The sequence below is a fragment of the Acidimicrobiales bacterium genome, assembly GCA_041394185.1.
Lineage (GTDB): Bacteria > Actinomycetota > Acidimicrobiia > Acidimicrobiales > Poriferisodalaceae > JAAETH01.
Window position 1 is genome coordinate 164003 of record JAWKIQ010000003.1, and the last position, 18035, is coordinate 182037.

18 protein-coding genes are annotated in these 18035 nt (G+C 65.6%); 2 read left to right on the forward strand and 16 right to left on the reverse strand.

Annotated elements, in window-relative coordinates; translation table 11 throughout:
• Window positions 1-21: 21 nt before the first annotated feature.
• From R2770_14250 to R2770_14280, 7 genes are read right to left on the reverse strand one after another with little or no spacing between them, the layout of a single operon-like run.
• Window positions 22-1674 carry a ribonuclease J gene (locus R2770_14250; protein ID MEZ5281617.1) on the reverse strand — a complete coding sequence of 551 codons (1653 nt, stop codon included), beginning with the start codon at window positions 1672-1674 and terminating at the stop codon, window positions 22-24.
• Window positions 1675-2565, reverse strand: coding sequence for a 4-hydroxy-tetrahydrodipicolinate synthase (gene dapA, locus R2770_14255; protein MEZ5281618.1), 891 nt, complete (start codon window positions 2563-2565; stop codon window positions 1675-1677).
• Window positions 2565-3203 carry a hypothetical protein gene (locus tag R2770_14260; GenBank protein MEZ5281619.1) on the reverse strand — a complete coding sequence of 213 codons (639 nt, stop codon included), beginning with the start codon at window positions 3201-3203 and terminating at the stop codon, window positions 2565-2567. The genes dapA and R2770_14260 overlap by 1 nt, the downstream gene beginning before the upstream one ends.
• Before the next feature lie 16 nt (window positions 3204-3219).
• The gene (locus R2770_14265; GenBank protein MEZ5281620.1) at window positions 3220-3813 is read right to left on the reverse strand and encodes a helix-turn-helix domain-containing protein; all 594 of its coding nucleotides are present in this window, start codon (window positions 3811-3813) and stop codon (window positions 3220-3222) included.
• A 34-nt stretch (window positions 3814-3847) separates the two neighbouring features.
• On the reverse strand, window positions 3848-5014 hold the full coding sequence (manA, locus tag R2770_14270; GenBank protein ID MEZ5281621.1) for a mannose-6-phosphate isomerase, class I: 1167 nt from the start codon (window positions 5012-5014) through the stop codon (window positions 3848-3850).
• Window positions 5011-5592, reverse strand: a complete 582-nt coding sequence (locus R2770_14275) for a TetR/AcrR family transcriptional regulator (protein MEZ5281622.1) — start codon at window positions 5590-5592, stop codon at window positions 5011-5013. Before R2770_14275 ends, manA begins: the two co-directional genes overlap by 4 nt.
• Window positions 5589-6497: an SDR family NAD(P)-dependent oxidoreductase gene (locus R2770_14280; protein MEZ5281623.1), complete on the reverse strand. Its 909-nt coding sequence runs from the start codon at window positions 6495-6497 to the stop codon at window positions 5589-5591. Before R2770_14280 ends, R2770_14275 begins: the two co-directional genes overlap by 4 nt.
• Before the next feature lie 105 nt (window positions 6498-6602).
• On the opposite strand from R2770_14280, the gene R2770_14285 reads away from it, so the two are divergent.
• Together R2770_14285 and R2770_14290 are read left to right on the forward strand one after the other, a co-directional pair.
• Window positions 6603-7151: a hypothetical protein gene (locus R2770_14285; protein ID MEZ5281624.1), complete on the forward strand. Its 549-nt coding sequence runs from the start codon at window positions 6603-6605 to the stop codon at window positions 7149-7151.
• A 60-nt stretch (window positions 7152-7211) separates the two neighbouring features.
• Window positions 7212-7892, forward strand: a complete 681-nt coding sequence (locus R2770_14290; protein MEZ5281625.1) for a hypothetical protein — start codon at window positions 7212-7214, stop codon at window positions 7890-7892.
• Here the strand turns inward: R2770_14290 and R2770_14295 are convergent.
• From R2770_14295 to infB, 9 genes are all read right to left on the reverse strand, one after another.
• Window positions 7857-8744 (reverse strand): ribokinase, encoded by an 888-nt coding sequence (locus R2770_14295; protein ID MEZ5281626.1) that lies wholly within the window; start codon window positions 8742-8744, stop codon window positions 7857-7859. The two genes, R2770_14290 and R2770_14295, sit on opposite strands and share 36 nt — an antisense overlap.
• A 16-nt stretch (window positions 8745-8760) precedes the next feature.
• Window positions 8761-9507 carry a 4-hydroxy-tetrahydrodipicolinate reductase gene (gene dapB / locus R2770_14300; protein ID MEZ5281627.1) on the reverse strand — a complete coding sequence of 249 codons (747 nt, stop codon included), beginning with the start codon at window positions 9505-9507 and terminating at the stop codon, window positions 8761-8763.
• Window positions 9508-9524: 17 nt separating this feature from the next.
• Complete coding sequence (locus R2770_14305; GenBank protein ID MEZ5281628.1) at window positions 9525-11927, reverse strand: polyribonucleotide nucleotidyltransferase; 2403 nt, start codon at window positions 11925-11927, stop codon at window positions 9525-9527.
• Between the two features lie 152 nt (window positions 11928-12079).
• On the reverse strand, window positions 12080-12337 hold the full coding sequence (rpsO, locus tag R2770_14310; GenBank protein ID MEZ5281629.1) for a 30S ribosomal protein S15: 258 nt from the start codon (window positions 12335-12337) through the stop codon (window positions 12080-12082).
• Window positions 12338-12474: 137 nt separating this feature from the next.
• Window positions 12475-13416 carry a bifunctional riboflavin kinase/FAD synthetase gene (locus tag R2770_14315; protein ID MEZ5281630.1) on the reverse strand — a complete coding sequence of 314 codons (942 nt, stop codon included), beginning with the start codon at window positions 13414-13416 and terminating at the stop codon, window positions 12475-12477.
• An 18-nt stretch (window positions 13417-13434) separates the two neighbouring features.
• Complete coding sequence (gene truB, locus R2770_14320; protein MEZ5281631.1) at window positions 13435-14310, reverse strand: tRNA pseudouridine(55) synthase TruB; 876 nt, start codon at window positions 14308-14310, stop codon at window positions 13435-13437.
• 1 nt (window position 14311) lies between these two features.
• Complete coding sequence (gene rbfA / locus R2770_14325; protein MEZ5281632.1) at window positions 14312-14629, reverse strand: 30S ribosome-binding factor RbfA; 318 nt, start codon at window positions 14627-14629, stop codon at window positions 14312-14314.
• Between the two features lie 58 nt (window positions 14630-14687).
• Entirely contained in the window at window positions 14688-14966 is a 279-nt protein-coding gene (locus tag R2770_14330) for a DUF503 domain-containing protein (GenBank protein MEZ5281633.1), read from the reverse strand.
• A gap of 33 nt (window positions 14967-14999) precedes the next feature.
• Window positions 15000-17888, reverse strand: coding sequence for a translation initiation factor IF-2 (gene infB, locus R2770_14335; protein ID MEZ5281634.1), 2889 nt, complete (start codon window positions 17886-17888; stop codon window positions 15000-15002).
• Window positions 17889-18035: the final 147 nt, after the last annotated feature.

Below are 18035 nucleotides of genomic sequence, written 5' to 3' on the forward strand. Positions count from 1 at the left end.
GTTTCGCCGCCGGTATTCGGCTCAGGCGACCTGTATCAGTGCCACGATGGGCGGGCGCCGCTGGGTTTCGTCACCCACGAAGCGTCCGACCGCTCGGCGCATCGCACGCTCGAGGTCAGATGCGCTGGGTTTGCCGTCGAAGGCCTTGCCGAGGGCCTTTGCCGCCAGCTCCTCGAGTTGTGGCACCAGCAAAGCGAGCTCATCGGTTGCGGCCCAGCCGCGAGACACCACTGATGGTCCACCGACCACAGACCGCTTGTCGAGATCGACGGTGGCGGTGACGAACACGACGCCTCCATCGGCCAGCTCGCGGCGCTCCGAGATGACGTCGGCGTCGATCAGCATGCCCACGCCGTGGACGTAGCGATACCTATGCGGCAACTGGCGCGCCAGGCGTGCGCCATCGTCGTCGACCACGACCTGGCTGCCCCCCATCGGCACGATTGCGTGCTCGGGATCCAGGCCCAGATCTACAGCGAGATCTGCGTGGCGGCGCAGCATCCGGTGCTCGCCCTCGATCGGGATGAAATATTCGGGCCTGGCGACGTTGTGGAGGATGCGTAGTTCGTCTCGCTTGGCGTGCCCTGTGGTGTGAACCAGGTCTTGGCCCGAGTGGATGACCTCGGCACCGCGACGCACCAAGGCGTTGATCAGCCCGAACACGGCACGCTGATTGCCCGGAATCGGGTGGCTACTGAGTATTACGACGTCGTCTTCGTGAACCGAGACGTCTCGGTGAGTTCCCTGGGCTATCGACGACAAGGCGGCAAAGGGCTCGCCCTGGCTGCCCGTGCACACCACGCAGACCTCGCCGGGTTCGTACTGGTCGATGGCCTCCAGCGAGTCGAGGTGGCGCTCGGGGATGTCCAGGATGCCCATCGACCTGGCGATCTCGACGTTGCGTTCCATCGAACGGCCAGCCGGGAAGATCGTGCGACCCTCGTCGATGGCAACATCGGCGATCTGTTGGACCCTGTGAAGATGGCTGGCGAAGCACGAGGCGATGATGCGGCGTCCGCGCAGTTCGGGCAGCAGGCGCCTGAAGGTCTCGCCGATCTGGCTTTCGCTCTCGGAGTGACCGGGGTTGTCGGCGTTGGTGCTGTCGGCCATCAAGACCCGAATGCCCGGGTCGCGCCCCAGCCAACCCAGCCTCTGAAGGTCGGTCAAACGGTTGTCTACGGGCGTGTTGTCGAGCTTGAAATCGCCGGTGTGCACCATCGGCCCCTGGGGCGTGTGCACCACGATGATGTTCGACTGTGGCACCGAGTGGGTGACGGGCAAGAACTCGACCCGGAACAGGCCGATGTCGACGGTCTGGCCATCGGCAACCGGGTTGACGCGTCCATCGATGCGCGCCTCGTCGAGCTTCGACTGGGCCAGCGCCATGGTGAAGGGCGAGCCATACACCGGAGCCTTGAAGTCTCGCAAGAAGTGCGTGACGCCACCGACGTGGTCCTCGTGACCATGGGTCACCACCAGGCCCACGATCGATTCGGATCGTTCGAGCAGGTACTCGTTGTCGGGCAAGATCACGTCGACACCGTGCATGGTGGCGTCGGGGAACATCAGGCCGTAGTCGATGACCAGAACCTGTCCCTCACACTCGATAGCCGTGCAGTTGCGTCCGACCTCACCCACCCCACCGAGGAAGGTGATCGTTACGGGGGCGGCCACTCAGCGCTTCGCCACTAGGGCGGCGTAAACCTCGCGCGCCCTGTCTTCGAGGCCAGATGGGGTTGGCCCCATCGGCAGTCTCGGTTCGCCGGCGGGCAGACCGAGGGTGCGCAGCATCGCCTTGGTGGGCACCGGGTTCGGGGCGTCGTTCGAAGACTCGAACGTATAGCTCGCGAGCATCCTGGCATTGGCCCGTATGGCTCCAGCAGTGTCGCCGGCGGCGAAGGCATCGAACATCTCGACGAAGTCCGGTGCCGTCCAGTGGGCGCACACACTGATCACCCCCACGGCACCTACCGCCAGCAAGGGCAGCGTCAGTGAATCGTCGCCGCTGTACACATCGAAGCCGGCGGGCGCCTCGGCGATGACCCTGGAGGTTTCGCCCGGGTTGCCGGCCGCATCCTTCAGCGCCACCACGTTGGGGATCTGGTGGGCCATCGCCAAGAGGGTGTCGGTCTCGATCTTTCGGTTGGTCCGGGGCGGGATGTCGTAGACCACGATCGGCAGATCGACCGCATCGGCAATGGCCTCGAAATGACCCCAGATGCCCGCCTGGGATGGGCGGTTGTAATAGGGGGTCACGATCAACAACCCGTCGGCGCCGCACTCTTTGGCCATCTTCGACTGGGTGACCGAGTGGCGGGTGTCGTTGGTGCCCGACCCGATGACCACGGGCACCGTGACCGCCTCGCAGACAGCCTTCCACAGCTCCCAGTCTTCCTCGTCGGTGATGGTCGGGCCCTCACCCGTGGTGCCGGTGATCACCAGGCCGTCACAGCCCTGGTCGATCAACCACTTGGCGAGCTTCACCGCACCATCCACGTCGAGCGACCCGTCCTGTGCGAATGGGGTGATCATGGCGGGTACGACCCGTCCGAAGCGGCCTGTCATCAGGACGATCCTTCCGTAGCGCGGTCGATGCCGAGGGTGGCCAGTAGGTCCTCGTGCAACTCGAACCACACGGTGTGGTAGCTGGGAATTATGGGTTTGGTGAAGTACTCGAGGTTGCCCTCGCCGAGCAGCCGCAGTGCGGCGCTGAACCGCGGACCGTACACCGAGTAGCGATCGATCGCGGAGCCTAATTCGGCCAGCACGTCGCGAAGGCGGGCATCGAGCTGACCGAGACGGTCGATCACCTGGGCATCGTAGTCGGGATCGGAGTGGTCGTTCAGCGTGCGCTCACCGTCGGGCTGCTGGCAGATCTGCCAATCGGTGCACAGCTGAAGGATCTCGGGATTCAACTCCAGAAATCGACCGTAGGCATTCTCGACCCGTTGGCGCACTCCCAGCCTGTCGAGTTGTGATGCCAGCAGCCGTTCACCCTCGGAGCGACCCTGGGCTGGGTTCAGCAAGTACACCTGCCGCTGCGGATTGAATACAGCCAAGCCGTCGGCGACGCAGTCGTCGAGTTCGGCGGCTATCAGCCCAGGGTCCTGGCCAACCACCTCGGCCACTGCGTCGGCCGAGGCAAACCCCTTGAGCCTCAGACCCAGAAGGGCGAGAAGCCGAATCTCGCCGGAGTGCGCCATCGGCGTCAACCGTATCTCAAGACTTGGAAGCACCAACCTGAGCCGGCGAGTCGGCCAACCACGGAATACGCCGGGCCAACAACGACCGCACCTGGTCGCGGTCGCCGAGATCGACGGTGGGCGAAGGAGCCAGGAAATATGTCAACACGATGCGCGTCGCCCACTCGACCAACTCGACCGCTGTTTGGCGGTCGACGAAGCGGGTGAGATGAGGCGCCAGGAAGATGCGAGCTGCAGTCAACAATTGCTCTAGCCCGCGAAACGACAACGTCTGCAACACCTGGCCCGGTTCGTGTTCGAGCTGGAACTGCAGCACCTCGTCGGACCCGAGCGCCTCGGTCGACACCGCAATGGCCTCGGTGAGGATCTCGAATACGTCGTCGCCGGCCGCAGCTATCGGCTCGAGCTCCTTGAAGAACGCCCTGACCCTTTCGCGCCTGACCGCGTCGTAGATGGCGTCTCGACCACCCGTGAACGTGCGGTACACGGTGGCCCGGCTGACCTCGGCTTCAGAAGCGATGTCGTCGATGGTGGTCTTGGCCCACCCCCATCGGCTGACGCATCGGTCCGCGGCGTCGAGTATTCGGTGGTAGTTCGACGCTTCGGTCATGGTGTTTCGACGATAAGCGACACCGCAAGCGTCATCAACCGGCGGGCACGACGGCGCGAAACAGCTGGCCGCGGCCGCCGGCCTTCCAAGTCGAGTTCGCGGCAATGAACACCGAGTCGCCCGCTGCTACGGGCACATCGTCGATGCGGACCACACCCGCCGTGACCACGACTATCTCGGGGCCCCAGGTCGAGCGGGTTACCGCGCCGTCCAGTTCGAGGCGGCGAAGCTCGAACTCTGGGCTGGGTGTGCGGTAGACGTATTCGCCGTCGGCGTCGTCACCTTCCAGCACAACCACCTGCGAAGGGGTCGGGTCGACGACGGAACAGAGTTCGTCGACGTCGATGTGTTTGGGCGTCAGCCCACCGCGCAACACGTTGTCGGACGACGCCATGATCTCGACGCCCAACCCCTCGACGTACGCGTGCAGCACGCCCGCGGCCAGATGTATGGCCTGGCCCGGTGCCAACTCGATGGCGTTCAAGAGCAGGGCGGTGACGATTCCGGGGTCTCCGGGGTGCACGCGCGCAATCGAGCGCGCCACGGCCCGCTCGAGCTCGAAGGGGCCGTCCGAGCGCACCGCTGCGCCCACAGCCTCGGCCAACGCCTGGCCGGCCACGCGATCGGTGGTCAGCAAGCTGCGCAACAGACCCGTGAGGTCGTCGCGCGACGGGTCAGAGCGCAACACATCGAGCACACCCGCCAGCTCGGCAACCCGAAGAGACTCGAGCAACTCGATCGATGCGGCCACCTCGCGGAACCCCACCAGCGCCCGGAACGGCGTCAGCGCGCAGATCAGCTCGGGCTTGTGGTTGTCGTCCTTGTACGACCTGTGTGGAGCATCCAATGCGATGCCCGCGAGGTTCTCGCGGTTGAACCCCACCACGGCCTGCTCTATGGATGGGTGAGCTTGCAGAGACAGGGGCTCGGCAGCAGCCAACAGCTTCATCAGAAAGGGCAGGCGACCGAAGCGTTCGTGGACACCGGCACCCAGAACCCGCACAGGGTCGTCGGCCACGAGCTGGTCGAGGGCCACGACGGTTCCACCAACGTCGACCGCCGAGGGTGCTGCCGGGTGAGCCCCCATCCACACCTCGGCCTCGCGCCGACCCGAGGGCTGCTCGCCACGCAACGCCGCAATCAGATCGGTGGAACCCCAGGCGTAGTCGCGAACAACGTTGCGCATCGTCGAAAGACTCATGGCGATCCAGTCGGCCGTCGCTGGGCTTCCCCAAGAAACTCGTTTCGAACCAGCCTGGTCACGCTGGAGACGTCCGACAAGTTCCAGCTGCCCGACGCCTCGACGTACGACAAGAACATCCGAGCGAGGTACTGGCTCTTGGCTGCGATGTCGTCTGCGGGCCACCCGAACGGGCCCAGCCGCACCTCGAAGAACCCGGCGACCAGGTCGAGGACCTGACGTGACTCGACGGTCAGGTACGGGATGACCACCTCGGGTTCGACCGATAGCTCGCGCTGCAAAAGTTCGTTTTCGTCGGCCAACGCCCGCGCCGTCATCAGGCCGCGCACCAGCATCTCTTCGAGGCTGTCGGCCTGCTCGGCCTCCCTGGCCACGTGGCTCAAGAACCGCTGGAACTCTGACTTCACCAGTGCCGAGACGATCTCGTCGCGGCCGCCGGCAAAGTGGCGATAGACCGTGGCGCGAGATATTCCAGCCGACGCCGCGATGTCGCCCACCGTCATCTTCTGCAACGAACTGCACATGGCGGCCCTGGCGGCCCCGGCGACAATCTGTTCGCGAACGGTGTCGGTGTTCATCGAACCCCCCGGTCGGCCGCACGGGCGATCAGCCTTCGCCCTATGGCCTCCATCGCCGAGTCGGGCAGAACCCGATCCAACAGTCCCCCGGCCTTTGCGTCTCGACCCACCAGATAGCGGGCTCGTGGCCGGCTGGAGGTCAGTGCGGTCTGGATCACCTCGGCCACCACGTCGGGGCTCACGCCCTGGCGCCGACCGTCTTGCAGCGCGACGCGCTGGGCACTGATCAGTCGCGAATATCGAGCTTGCTGGTCGGCGTTCAGGCTGCCCTCGATCCGATCGGCCAACCGGACCGCTTTCGCCCACAAGGGGGTGCTGACGGCGCCAGGCTCGACCAGCGTGACGATTGGCCCGCTGCCGTCGAACTCGCGCCGAAGGCACTTGCACAATCCGTCGACGGCGTGTTTGGAAGCCACATATGGCCCCAACATCGGGGCGCCGACGCGGCCCGAAATCGACCCGACCACCACCACCCGCGGATCGACCGCACGGCGCAGCGTGGGCATCAACACCCTGGTCAGTTCGACCACCCCGAACACATTGACCTCGAACTGCGACCGCCACCGGTCGAGGGTCACGGTCTCGAACGGGCCACCCTCGACATAACCTGCGTTGTTCACCAGCCCGGCCAAACCGGCGTCGCCGACGATGCCGGCAACCTGATCTGCCAGTTCGGCGGCCGCTCGCTCGGCACCCAACCCCAGGTCGAAGTGCGCCGGAGAGCACCGCTGGATTGCGCCGATGCGGTCGGCATCGGCATCGGAGCGAACGGTGGCGATCACGTTCCAGCCACCAGAGGCCAAAAGGCGCGCCGTCGCCTCACCAATACCTGTCGACGCGCCTGTGACCAAGACGAAACGCCCAGAAACTGCCGCTTCTGGCGCCGATGCACTTGCCCAGTTCATGTAGGGCGAAGCTACCCGAACCGGCTCGGCTCGCAGAGAAAACTCCCTACAGCTCGGCGCCGAGAGTACCGATGGGTAATACAGCGGCCATACCTGGAGAACCCCATGAGCGAAGTAGTCCTGTCAAAATCTGAACTCGAGGGTGGGCAGCTGCCCCTGGTGTGCATCTGCTCGGGCGAGCCGGTCGAAACGCTGACCGAAATCGCCATCGGCCCCACCAAGATTCCCCAGCTTGCAGGCCTGCCCACCGGCTACCTGTCGAAGGACCTCCTGACCAAGCTGTTCGGCAGCGCCCTGGGCGCAAAGGTCGGACGGGGCGACGGTGCCAAGAACAAGCAGACCGTCGTCATGGCAGTTCGCATACTGCTGACGCTGGGCTTGTTCTACAACGCCTTCTCGGCTGTGTCGGGCGGCAACCTCATGGGCATCTTGATCTCGATGGTGGGCCTGGTCGTGGTGATCTTCGGAGGTGCGTGGGTAAACCGGGCTCTGACAGTTGGGGTCGTTTCAGATGGCACCGGAGCACGGGTCACCGGCGCCCACCCGAACTTCGTCGAAGCTCTCGAGGCCATGCGCTCGGGCGTGGCTCCCGAGAAGCAGCTGGTTCGCACGGGCCCTGCGCCCAAGCCGGTGCCGGCCCCAGGGCTGTATTGAGCGGGCCCGTCCCGGGCGGCACTGGTCTGGCTACCCCCTCGGACCTCTAACCTGCCTCGGGTGGCCGAACCTGCCGAAACCATCCTCGATGCACAGCAGCGTCGTCATCTGTGGACTCTGGCCGCTGTTCCACTGGTGCTGGCCGTGCTGGCGCTCGTCGGCCAGGTCGCCTTCGCTGCGCTTGCCAACTCCGCTCCCCTGCTGCTGATAGCGATCGCCCCGAGCGACGCATTCCTGGTGTTGACCGTGGGTTCGGTACCCACCTGGGCATTCTTCGCCGTTGGGTTCGTCAGGTTGGTACTGCCCGACCCATTCCTCTACCTGATCGGCTCGCACTACGGGCCTGCCGGACGGCGGTACATCGATGCCGAACTCGGGCATCCCAACAAGGTCACCGGCGCCATCGACGTTCTACAGAGGTGGTTTCCGAAGATCGGCCTGGTGCTGATCGTCATCTTGCCCAACTATCCCGTCTGCCTGCTGGCCGGCATGACCCGAGTCAGATGGTGGATCTTTGGAATCCTGAACGCCGCTGGCACTGCGGGGCGCCTTTGGGTCATCTGGCACCTGGGCCGCATGATCGAAGGGCCGATCGGAACGATCCTCGACTTCCTGGGTCGCTATCAGATCCCGGTGATGATCGCGATGGCCGTGCTGGTGGGGCTGCAGGTCGGTCGTTCGGAGCGCCCAGACACCCCAGAAGGATCAGCCGGCCCCGCCCAGCCTGACCTCGACAGCTGACCGAAGCGGCATCGAGGGCTGGGCACCCTCGACCTCGACGGCAAGCGAACCGGCCGCTGCAGCGAAACGAGCCGCATCGACCGGCGAACGACCCTCGCCAATCGCCACCGCCAGAGCCGCCACGAAGCAGTCGCCGGCACCGGTAGGGTCGACCATGGCGGCCTCGAAGGCGCCGATGCTGGTGCGAGCGGGCGACACGTCACCCCGCTGAGTCACCACGCACCCGTCGGCGCCAAGGGTCGTCACTACCACGTCGGCGGCCGAGACTCGATCGCCGAGCTCGGCCACCTGGGCGGCCTCGCCCCGGTTGACGACCAGCACGTCGGTGAGGGGCAGCACAGCAGGCGCCACATCGTTGAACGGCGCGGGGTTGAACACCACCAGAGTCGATGAAGCCCGTGCCAATTCGGCGGCCCGCCGAGCGGTGGGCGCAGGCACCTCGCCCTGCAACAACAAGACATCGGCTCTGGCGATCACATCGGCGGCCTCGCCGACATGGGCGGGGCTCAGCCGGCCGTTGGCTCCGGCCACCACGATTATCGACACATCTTCGGGATCGACGGTTATGACCGCCACACCGGTTGGCTCGTCGGCGCGAACCACGTGCGAGTGGTCGATACCCTCGGCCGCGAGCCCATCGACCAGGAAGGTGCCGCGGGCGTCGTCGCCCACAGCGCCCACCATCGAAACCCTGGCCCCCAAACGGGCTGCAGCAACGGCCTGATTGGCACCCTTGCCACCCCGGAACTCGGCGACCCGATCTCCGTGCATGGTCTCGTCTGGTGCTGGCCGGTGTGGCACCCAAACGGTGATGTCGTGGTTCAAAGAGCCGACGACGGCCACCTCGACCACAGCTGCTCCGATGGTCCTAGAGCCCGAGGAACGAGTCGAGCCCGACCGTGAGGCCGGGGTGGTCGGCGATCACGCGACACGCGTGAACGATTCCGGGCATGAAAGACGACCGGTCGTAGCTGTCGTGGCGGATAGTCAACGTCTGGCCTGCGGCGCCGAGGATGACCTCTTGATGGGCCAGCATGCCGCGCATGCGCACCGAGTGAATCCGCACCGCACCAGCGGCCAGGCCGCCCCGGCTGCCGGCGAGAACCTCGTCCTGGGTCGGGTCGGGCGCCCACGAATCGCTGGCTGCAGCGATGCGTTCTGCGGTGGTTCGCGCCGTACCGGAAGGGGCGTCGATCTTGTTGTCGTGGTGCAGTTCGATGATCTCGCACGTATCGAACCAGGGCGCTGCCAGTTCGGCGAAGCGCATCATCAGTACGGCGCCGATGGCGAAGTTGGGTGCGATCAGGCAATTGCTGTCGACAAAAGCTGCTCGCAGCCGGTCGATGTCGTCATCGCTGAGACCTGTGGTGCCCACGACGGCGTGTACACCGTGGGAGGCCGCCCACGCCAAATCGACGCGGGCGGCTTCGGCCACGGTCAGGTCGACCATGACGTCTACCGACGCCGGATCGACCGCTTCGATCGATTGGTGATCGGCTTGACCGTTGCGGTCGACGGTGGCGACCAGGTCGAGACCGTCGGCCTCGACAACAGCCGCGCATGCGGCCGAGCCCATTCGCCCGGCCGCACCGACGACCACGACCCGGATACTCACCGAATCACCAACCCTGTTCAGCGGCGCGAACGGCCGCGACGCTGACGGCCGCGGGTGCGGCGGCCGGTGTCGACGGATGGCCCGAGGTCACCGAACTTCTCGGCGGCCTGCGCATCGAAGGCCTCTTCGAACGAAACCTCGTCGCGATCAGCCGAAGCGCTGCGCGACCGCGACGGCGCCGGTGCATCGGAGTCGTCCGAGTCGTCGTCGACATCGTCGCCGTCGTCGGAAGCAGGCTCCTTGGCTGCCGGTGCATCACCAGCCAGCGAAAGCGACAGCTTGCCGTTGGGGTCGATGTCGTCGACCTTCACCGCGATGACGTCGCCGAGGTTCAGCACGTCCTCGACCTTGTCGATGCGCTTGCCGCCACCGATCTTGGAGATGTGGAGCAAGCCGTCGGTGCCGGGCAGGATGTTGACGAACGCACCGAACTTGGTGATGTTCACGACACGACCGTCGTACACCTCGCCAACGTTGGCCGTCGGCGGGTTGATGATGAGGCGAACCTGACGCTCGGCTTCCTCGACCGCAGCGCGATCGGTCGAGCCGATGCTGACGATTCCGACGGTGCCGTCGTCGTCGACCGAGATGTCGGCGCCGGTCTCTTCCTGGATGGTGTTGATGACCTTGCCGCGCGGGCCGATGACCTCGCCGATCTTTTCGACCGGAATCTCGAAGCTGACGATCTTGGGAGCCGAGGCGCCAACGTCTTCGCGAGGCTCGGCGATGGCGCCGGCCATGACCTCGAGGATCTGCAGACGGGCCTCGCGAGCCTGCTGCAGCGCCTGCGACAGCACGTCGGCTGGGATGCCGTCGATCTTGGTGTCGAGCTGCAGGGCGGTGATGGCGTCTGCGGTGCCTGCCACCTTGAAGTCCATGTCACCGAATGCATCTTCGGCGCCGAGGATGTCGGTGAGGGTGGTGTACTTGCCTTCGGCATGGACCAGGCCCATGGCGATGCCCGCGACCGCACCCTTGATGGGCACACCGGCGTCCATCAGCGACAGCGTCGAGGCACAAACAGAACCCATCGAGGTCGAGCCGTTCGACGACAACACGTCGGACACGAGGCGCAGCGCGTAGGGGAACTCTTCCTTCGAAGGAATCACGGGCAGAAGGGCACGCTCGGCGAGGGCGCCGTGGCCGATCTCGCGGCGCTTGGGGCCACGCATGAAGCCGGCCTCACCCGTCGAGAACGGCGGGAAGTTGTAGTGGTGCATGTAGCGCTTGCGATCGGACGGGTTGAGCGTGTCGATCAGCTGCTCCATGCGGCTCATGCCCAGGGTGCACACGTTGATGACCTGGGTTTCGCCACGCTGGAACAGGCCCGAACCGTGTGCGGTGGGCAGCAGCCCGACCTCGGCCGACAACGGCCGCACCTCGTTGGTGGCACGACCGTCGATGCGGAACCCGTCTTCGACGATGCGCCTGCGCACGATCTCCTTGGATGCCGACCGGATGGCGTTGCCAACCTGCTTGGCGGCGTCTGGGACATCGGCGAAGCGCTCGACCAGCTCGGCGGCGATCTCGCCACGAAGCTCGGACTCGCGAGCCTCACGCTGTGCCTTGTCGGCGATGCTGAGGGCTTCGGTGAGGCGCTCCGTGCCGACCTCGCGAACGGCGGCGATGATCTCGTCTGAATAGTCGGCCGAACGGACCCAATCCATCTCGGGCTTGGCGCCAACGGCCAGGCGCAGCGACTTCTGCAGCTCGATGACGTCGTCGATCCACTGCTTGCAGGCCTCGAGACCGCTGGCCAGGACCTCTTCGGTGACCTTTGGGGCACCATCGGCGTAGTACTGGAACGACTTCTCGGTGCCACCGGCCTCGACCATCATCACGGCGATGTCGCCGCTGTCGAGCTGACGACCGGCCACCACCATTTCGAAGGTCGAGGCTTCGCCCTCTTCGTAGGTGGGGAACGGAATCCAGGTGCCTTCGGTGGACCAGGCGATTCGAACGGCCGCCACGGGCGACTCGAAGGGGATGTCAGATACCCACAGCGCCGCCGAGGCGCCGTTCAGGGCGATGACGTCGTAAGGGTTCTGGCTGTCGACACCCAAGATGGTGCCCACGATGTGGGTGTCGTGGCGGTAGCCCTCTTTGAAGTTGGGGCGCAGGGGGCGGTCGATCAGGCGACACGCCAAGATCGCGTCCTCAGACGCACGGCCTTCGCGACGGAAGAACGAGCCGGGAATACGGCCCGCGGCGTACATACGCTCCTCGATGTCGACGGTGAGGGGGAAGAAGTCGGCACCGTCGCGCGGCTTGGAAGACGCGGTGGCGGTTACCAGGATTTGGGTGTCGCCCATGCGGGCGGTGACTGCTCCGTTCGCCAACCCGGCCAACTTGCCGGTTTCGAACGTGAGGGTCTTGTCGGTGCCAGAGATCTGGCCCGACACGGAAATGGCTTCAGCCATCATTTCTCCAATCGAGGACGGGACCTTCCCGTCCATTTGTTGTCATCAGACTCGTGTTGGGTTCCACAGAACCACAGAACGCGCAGCAGTGCGCGGACGGTTGTGCAGAACGGAAACGAGCGGCCACTGGGGCCGCTCGTTGGAAGAAGTGGTCAGCGACGAAGGCCGAGCTTGGCGATCAGCGCCCTGTAGCGCTCGACGTCGTTGTCCCTCAGGTAGTCGAGGAGACGGCGACGACGGCCCACCAGCATCAGCAGGCCGCGACGGCCGTGGTGGTCCTTCTTGTGGACCTTGAAGTGCTCGGTGAGGTGGTTGATGCGCTCGGTGAGGATCGCTACCTGGACCTCGGGGGACCCGGTGTCGGACTCGTGGAGGCGATGCTCGGAGATGGTCGCAGTCTTGTTGGGCATGTGTATTCGAAAAACCTTCTGGCGAGAACGGCCGTCGGCCGCCGTCCCGGCGACGTTGGGACTTGTGAATGTGCGTGACGCCATCCGGGCTCTCACACACGCAACCTGGACACTCTAGCAGCCTGGGCGAGACTCCGCTACCGCAGAGCCTCCGATGCGGCAGCAATGTCGAGCTCCAGTTGTGCCTTCAGCTCGTCGATGCCGTCGAAGCGCTTCTCGCCCCGCAGCCGCTGGACGAACCTGACCTTGGCCTCCTCGTCGTACAGATCGCCCCTGAACCCGATCAGGTGGGCCTCGATCAAGGGCCTGTCGACAAACTCATAGAACGTTGGCCGCCGGCCGATGTTCACCGCCGCCTTGTGTTTGGACCCGTCGGGGCGCTCGTAGATGGCGGCGTAGACGCCCTCGGCGGGCAGCTGGGTGCGAGCATCGGTTGGCACATTGGCCGTTGGGAAACCGATGGTGCGGCCACGACGATCGCCCGGGCTGACGGTTCCGCGGACCTCATAGGGCCGGCCCAGCAGGCGCTGAGCCTTGGCCACGTCTCCGGCGCTGAGGGCGGCACGGATGGCCGTGGACGAGATCGTCTCACCCTCCGATGTCGCCTGCTTGACCAGGGGCAGGCCCATGACCTCGAACCCCAGGTCGGCACCCATCTTGGTCAGTGTCGAGACGTTGCCTCCACGTCCTTTGCCAAAGTGGAAGTCCTCGCCCACCACCACCGCTTTGGCGTTCAGGCACTCGATCAGGACCTGATCTACGAAGTCGGCCGCCTCCATCGAGGCCTGCCGCTGGTCGAAAGTGATCACCAGCACGTAGTCGACGCCGGTCTCGGCCAACAGCTCGAGCTTTTGTTCGAGGTCGCTGAGCTGAAGCGGCGCCGATTCGGGGCGAACCACCGTTGCCGGATGCACGTCGAAGGTCACCACTGCGGTGCGAGCGTTGAGCTCTGCGGCAATGCGGTGCATCTCCGACACGACCGCACGATGGCCTCGGTGTACCCCGTCGTATTGACCGATGGTCACCACACAGCCCTTCTCGGGCTTGGGGCACCAGTCGATGTCTCGAATGACTTCCACGGGCGAACAACCTACCGGTCAGTTGGACTGGGCCAGAACGACACCCGGTTTGACACGTCCGGCATCGTCACGCTCGTGCACCGCCAGCAAGGCGCCATCGGGGCTGAACACCCCCCAGGGTCCGTCACCAATCGGGGGCGATGACAAATGGGCGCCGTGCACGATGCGCTGGGCTTCGTCGGCATCGACCTCGATGCGAGCGTGGTCTCTTACTGCTGCTTCGACCGCCAACAGCTCGAGTTGGCCCGGCGCCGACGCCTGCGCCTGATCGAAAGACCCGATTCGGGTTCGCCTGAGGTTGCGCAGGTGGGCGCCGCTGCCCAGCGCCTGTCCCAGGTCGGCGGCAAGCACGCGCACGTAGGTACCCGACCCGCACCTGACGGTGGCCCTGTAGACCAGTGGATCGTCGGTTGGCTCGGTCGAGAACGAGTACACCTCGACCGGCCGCGCCTGGCGCTCGACTTCGATTCCCTCGCGGGCAAGCTCGTGCAGGCGTCTTCCGCCAACCTTCACCGCCGACACCATCGGCGGTACCTGCATGATGCTGCCGGTCAGGCCGGCGGCGGCTTGGGCCACGGCTTCGGGGGCGATCCGCGATGTGTCGTGGTGAGCGATCACCTCGCCCGAATCGTCGAGGGTGTCGGTTGTTGTTCCGAAGACGATTTCGGTGGTGTAGGTCTTCTCGAGCATCGTCATGAAACGCATCAGCCGCGTCGCCCTGCCAACCCCCAACAACAAGACGCCCGTGGCATCAGGATCGAGTGTGCCGCTGTGGCCTACACGTCGCTCGCCCAACTCCTTGCGAGCCATGCCGACGACGTCGTGGCTTGTCACCCCTGCAGGCTTGTCGACTACGACGACGCCGTGAACCTTGCTGGGCTTGCGCCGCGCCACATCAGTCCTCGGCGGGTGGGATATCGAGGTTGCCCAGTATCTCCTCGATGCGGTTGCCCGTGCTTATCGAGCGGTCCAACTCGAACTCGAGACGAGGCGTGCGCCGGATACGCGCCTGGCTGCTGACCGCGCGCCGCAACCGACCCGAGTGTTCGTGCAGGGCCGCATCTGCAGAGTCGGCGTCGTCGGAATCGAAGTACACAACGGCCTTCTCGAGCTCGTTGTCGACGTCGACAGAGGTTATGGCTACGCCCAGTAGCCGATCGTCGTCGATCAGCTCGGCTTCCGACGCGATGATCTCGCGAAGCAGCTCGCCCACACGCGCCGAGCGGGGGAACTCTCTCTTATGTCCTCGGGCTGGCACGGTGATCCTCCAATCAGCGGTCGATCTCGAGCCAATACCGCTCGGTCGAGATGACCTCGACGTCTGGCCGCGACCAGACGAATCGTTCTATGCGGTCCATCGCCTCGTCGGCACCTGTCTGGTCGACGCTGACCACGGCAACACCGATGCCGGCCCGCTGCCACAGATCGTGATGACCCGTCTCGGCGACGGAGACCTGCTGACGGTGTCTGATGCCGTCGATGACCGGCCGCAGAGCGGCCCGCTTCTCCTTCAGCGACGCGCAACCGGGCAGCTTCAGGTCGATGGACATTGCCAGCACGTACATCGTTGGTTACGCCCAGCTCTAGGTGCGAGGGATTTCGCGTTCCTCGAAGGTTTCGATGATGTCTCCCGGCTGCAAGTCCTGGAAGTCGGACAAGCCGATGCCGCATTCGTACCCGGCCGAGACCTCGCGAGCATCTTCCTTGAAGCGCTTGAGCGACGACACAGTGCCCCGCCAGATGATGGTGCCCTCGCGAAGGAAACGAACCTTCGAGTTGCGGGTGATGACACCGTTCAGCACGTAACAACCGGCGATGAGGCCGATGCGCGGGATCTTGAAAATCTCGCGAACCTCGGCGTCGCCGGTGACGACCTCTTCGTACTCGGGTTCGAGCAGGCCGAGCATGGCGTTCTCGACGTCTTCGAGCAGCTTGTAGATGATCTCGTAGTGCCGAATCTCGACCTCGAGTTCGTCGGCCAGGCTGCGTCCCTTGCGATCGGCGCGGACGTTGAAGCCCAGGATCGTCGCGTTGGTGGCTGCCGCCAACTGCACATCGTTTTCGGAGATGCCACCCACGCCTCGGGACACGAAGGCCAACTTGACCTCGTCACGTTCGAGCTTGCGAAGGCTCTCGGTGACGGCCTCGAGCGAGCCGTGGACGTCGGCCTTGACGATGAGGTTCAGCGTTGCCGCCTCACCGGCCTGGATCTGCTTGAAGATGTCTTCGAGCTTGGCACCGCCAGACGATGCCGCCGCGGCGTTGGCGAACGATGCCTGGCGCTGCCAGTGCTCACGCGTGTCGGCGACCTTGGCAGCGGTCTTCTCGTCTTGGGCAACCACGAACTGCGAACCCGAACTGGCCACGTCGGACAGCCCGAGAACCTCCACAGGGGTGGACGGCCCTGCCGTCTTCACCTGTTCGCCGCGGTCGTTGATCATGGCGCGGATGCGGCCCCAGGCCGCACCGGCGACCATGGGCTGGCCGACCTCGAGCTGGCCGTGCTGCACCAACACCGTGGCCACAGGGCCGCGGCCCTTGTCGAGGTGACTTTCGAGAACAACACCCGAGGCACGGCCGTCTGGCACGGCCTCGAGCTCTTCGAGCTCGGCGACCAACAACAGCTGGTCGAGCAGGTCGTCGATGCCGAGGCCCTGAAGGGCCGAAACCTCGACAGTTACCACGTCGCCGCCGTAGGACTCGGGAATGAGCCCACGTTCGGAAAGCTGAGCGAGCACCCGGTTGACGTCGGCACCCTCGCGGTCGATCTTGTTGATCGCCACCACGATGGGTACGTCGGCCGCCCTGGCGTGATCGATGGCTTCCAGAGTCTGGGGCATGATGCCGTCGTCGGCGGCCACGACCAGAACCACTATGTCGGTGGCCTCGGCGCCGCGTGCGCGCATGGCGGTGAACGCCTCGTGACCAGGTGTGTCGATGAACGACAGCTTCTGACCGTTGTGCTCGACCTGATAGGCGCCGATGTGCTGGGTGATGCCGCCGGCCTCACCTTCGACCACGTTGGCCGAGCGGATGCGGTCGAGGAGCTTGGTCTTGCCGTGATCGACGTGGCCCATGACGGTGATCACCGGCGGGCGCGGCGCCAGATCTTCGGGATTGATCTCTTCGTCGAGACCCAAGATCTGCTGAAGCTCTTCTTCCTGCTCGGTGCCAGGGTCGACGATGCGGATGTCGGCGCCAACCTCTTCGGCGAACAGCTCGATCATCTCATCGGTGAGCGACTGAGTAGCGGTGACCATCTCGCCTTGCTGCAACAAGAAGCGCACGACGTCGGCCGCCGACCGGTTGAGCTTGGGTGCCATCTCCTGGGCGGTCGAACCGCGCTCGACGATGACCTCTTCGGTCGGCACCGGCGCGTCGGCCGGCGTGTAGGACGCAAGCTCCTGCGGCTGCAGGTCTTCCATGTTGCGACGACGACGCTTGGTGCGGCGCGGACGCCGGGGTGGGCCGCCGGGACGACCGCCACCACCGGGACGGCCACCACCACCGGGACGACCGGTGGAAGGCGGCGGACCCGAAGGGCTTGGGGCTGGGCCGCGGCGTGGGCCACCGAAGCCGCCGGCTCCGCCACCGGGGCGACCGGCTCCGCGCGTCGGCGCGGGGCCACGACCACCGGCACCGGGCGGAGGCGGGATGGGCTTGCCGCTGGCCGAACGCGGCGGAGCGGGAGGCGGTGGGATCGGTTTGCCGCCCGACGACCTGGGACGCAATGCGGCAGGTGGAGGTGGGGGCGGTGCGGGGGCGTCGGCCTTTGCTGCCGGACGCTCGGCCTTGTCTGGAGCGGGCTTGGCCTGTGGAGGACCGGCCGGAGGCCTCGGAACCGGAGCCGGCTTGGACTCTGCGGGTGCCGGGGCGGGTGCCGTCTTGGCGCCCTCGTGACCACTGGAGGTCACCAGGGGGCGCGGAGGCGGCATGGGGATGTTGCCCGGTCGGGGTGCAGCACTTTGTGAGTTGTCGGGCTGCGACGGGGCATCGGTGGTGGAACTAGTCGCCGAAGTCTCCTCGGAAACGGGCGGAACGTCACCGGCATCGGTGTCGGCCGCGGGTGGGGTGTCGGCAACCGCTGGCGCCGGAGGTGCCTCGACGGCTTCGGCCGGAGCCGTGTCGACGCTCTCGGGCGGTTGCGATTGTTCTTGGGTCGCCTCAGCCGGCGCCTCTGCGACGGGCGCTTCGTCGGCTGGCGTGCTGGCGGCGACCTTCTTGGCCGTCGACTTCTTGGCAGCCGCCTTCTTCTTGGCAGGCGCCTTCTTCTTGGCCGGCTCTTCGGGCTGTTCGTCGCGGATCAGGCCCTCACGCTCGGCTTTGCGCCGTACTCGGTCGGCTTGGGCTTCGACGATGCTCGATGAGTGGCTCTTTGCTCCGATTCCAAGCGCGTCGCACAGATCGAGGGTCTCCTTGTTGGTCAACCCAAGCTCTTTGGCCAGTGCGAAAACGCGAATGTTCTTAGCCACGCAGTTCCTTGTGCTCGATCGTGGGGCGCGCAACGCGTTGGGCACGTCACGCCCGCCGTACACCCTAACGGGTGAACGGTGGCGCCGTCACGGATTCGTTGAGACGCCTTCCCCACAGCGGGGAAAACCTCGGCAAAGAAGCGCCGC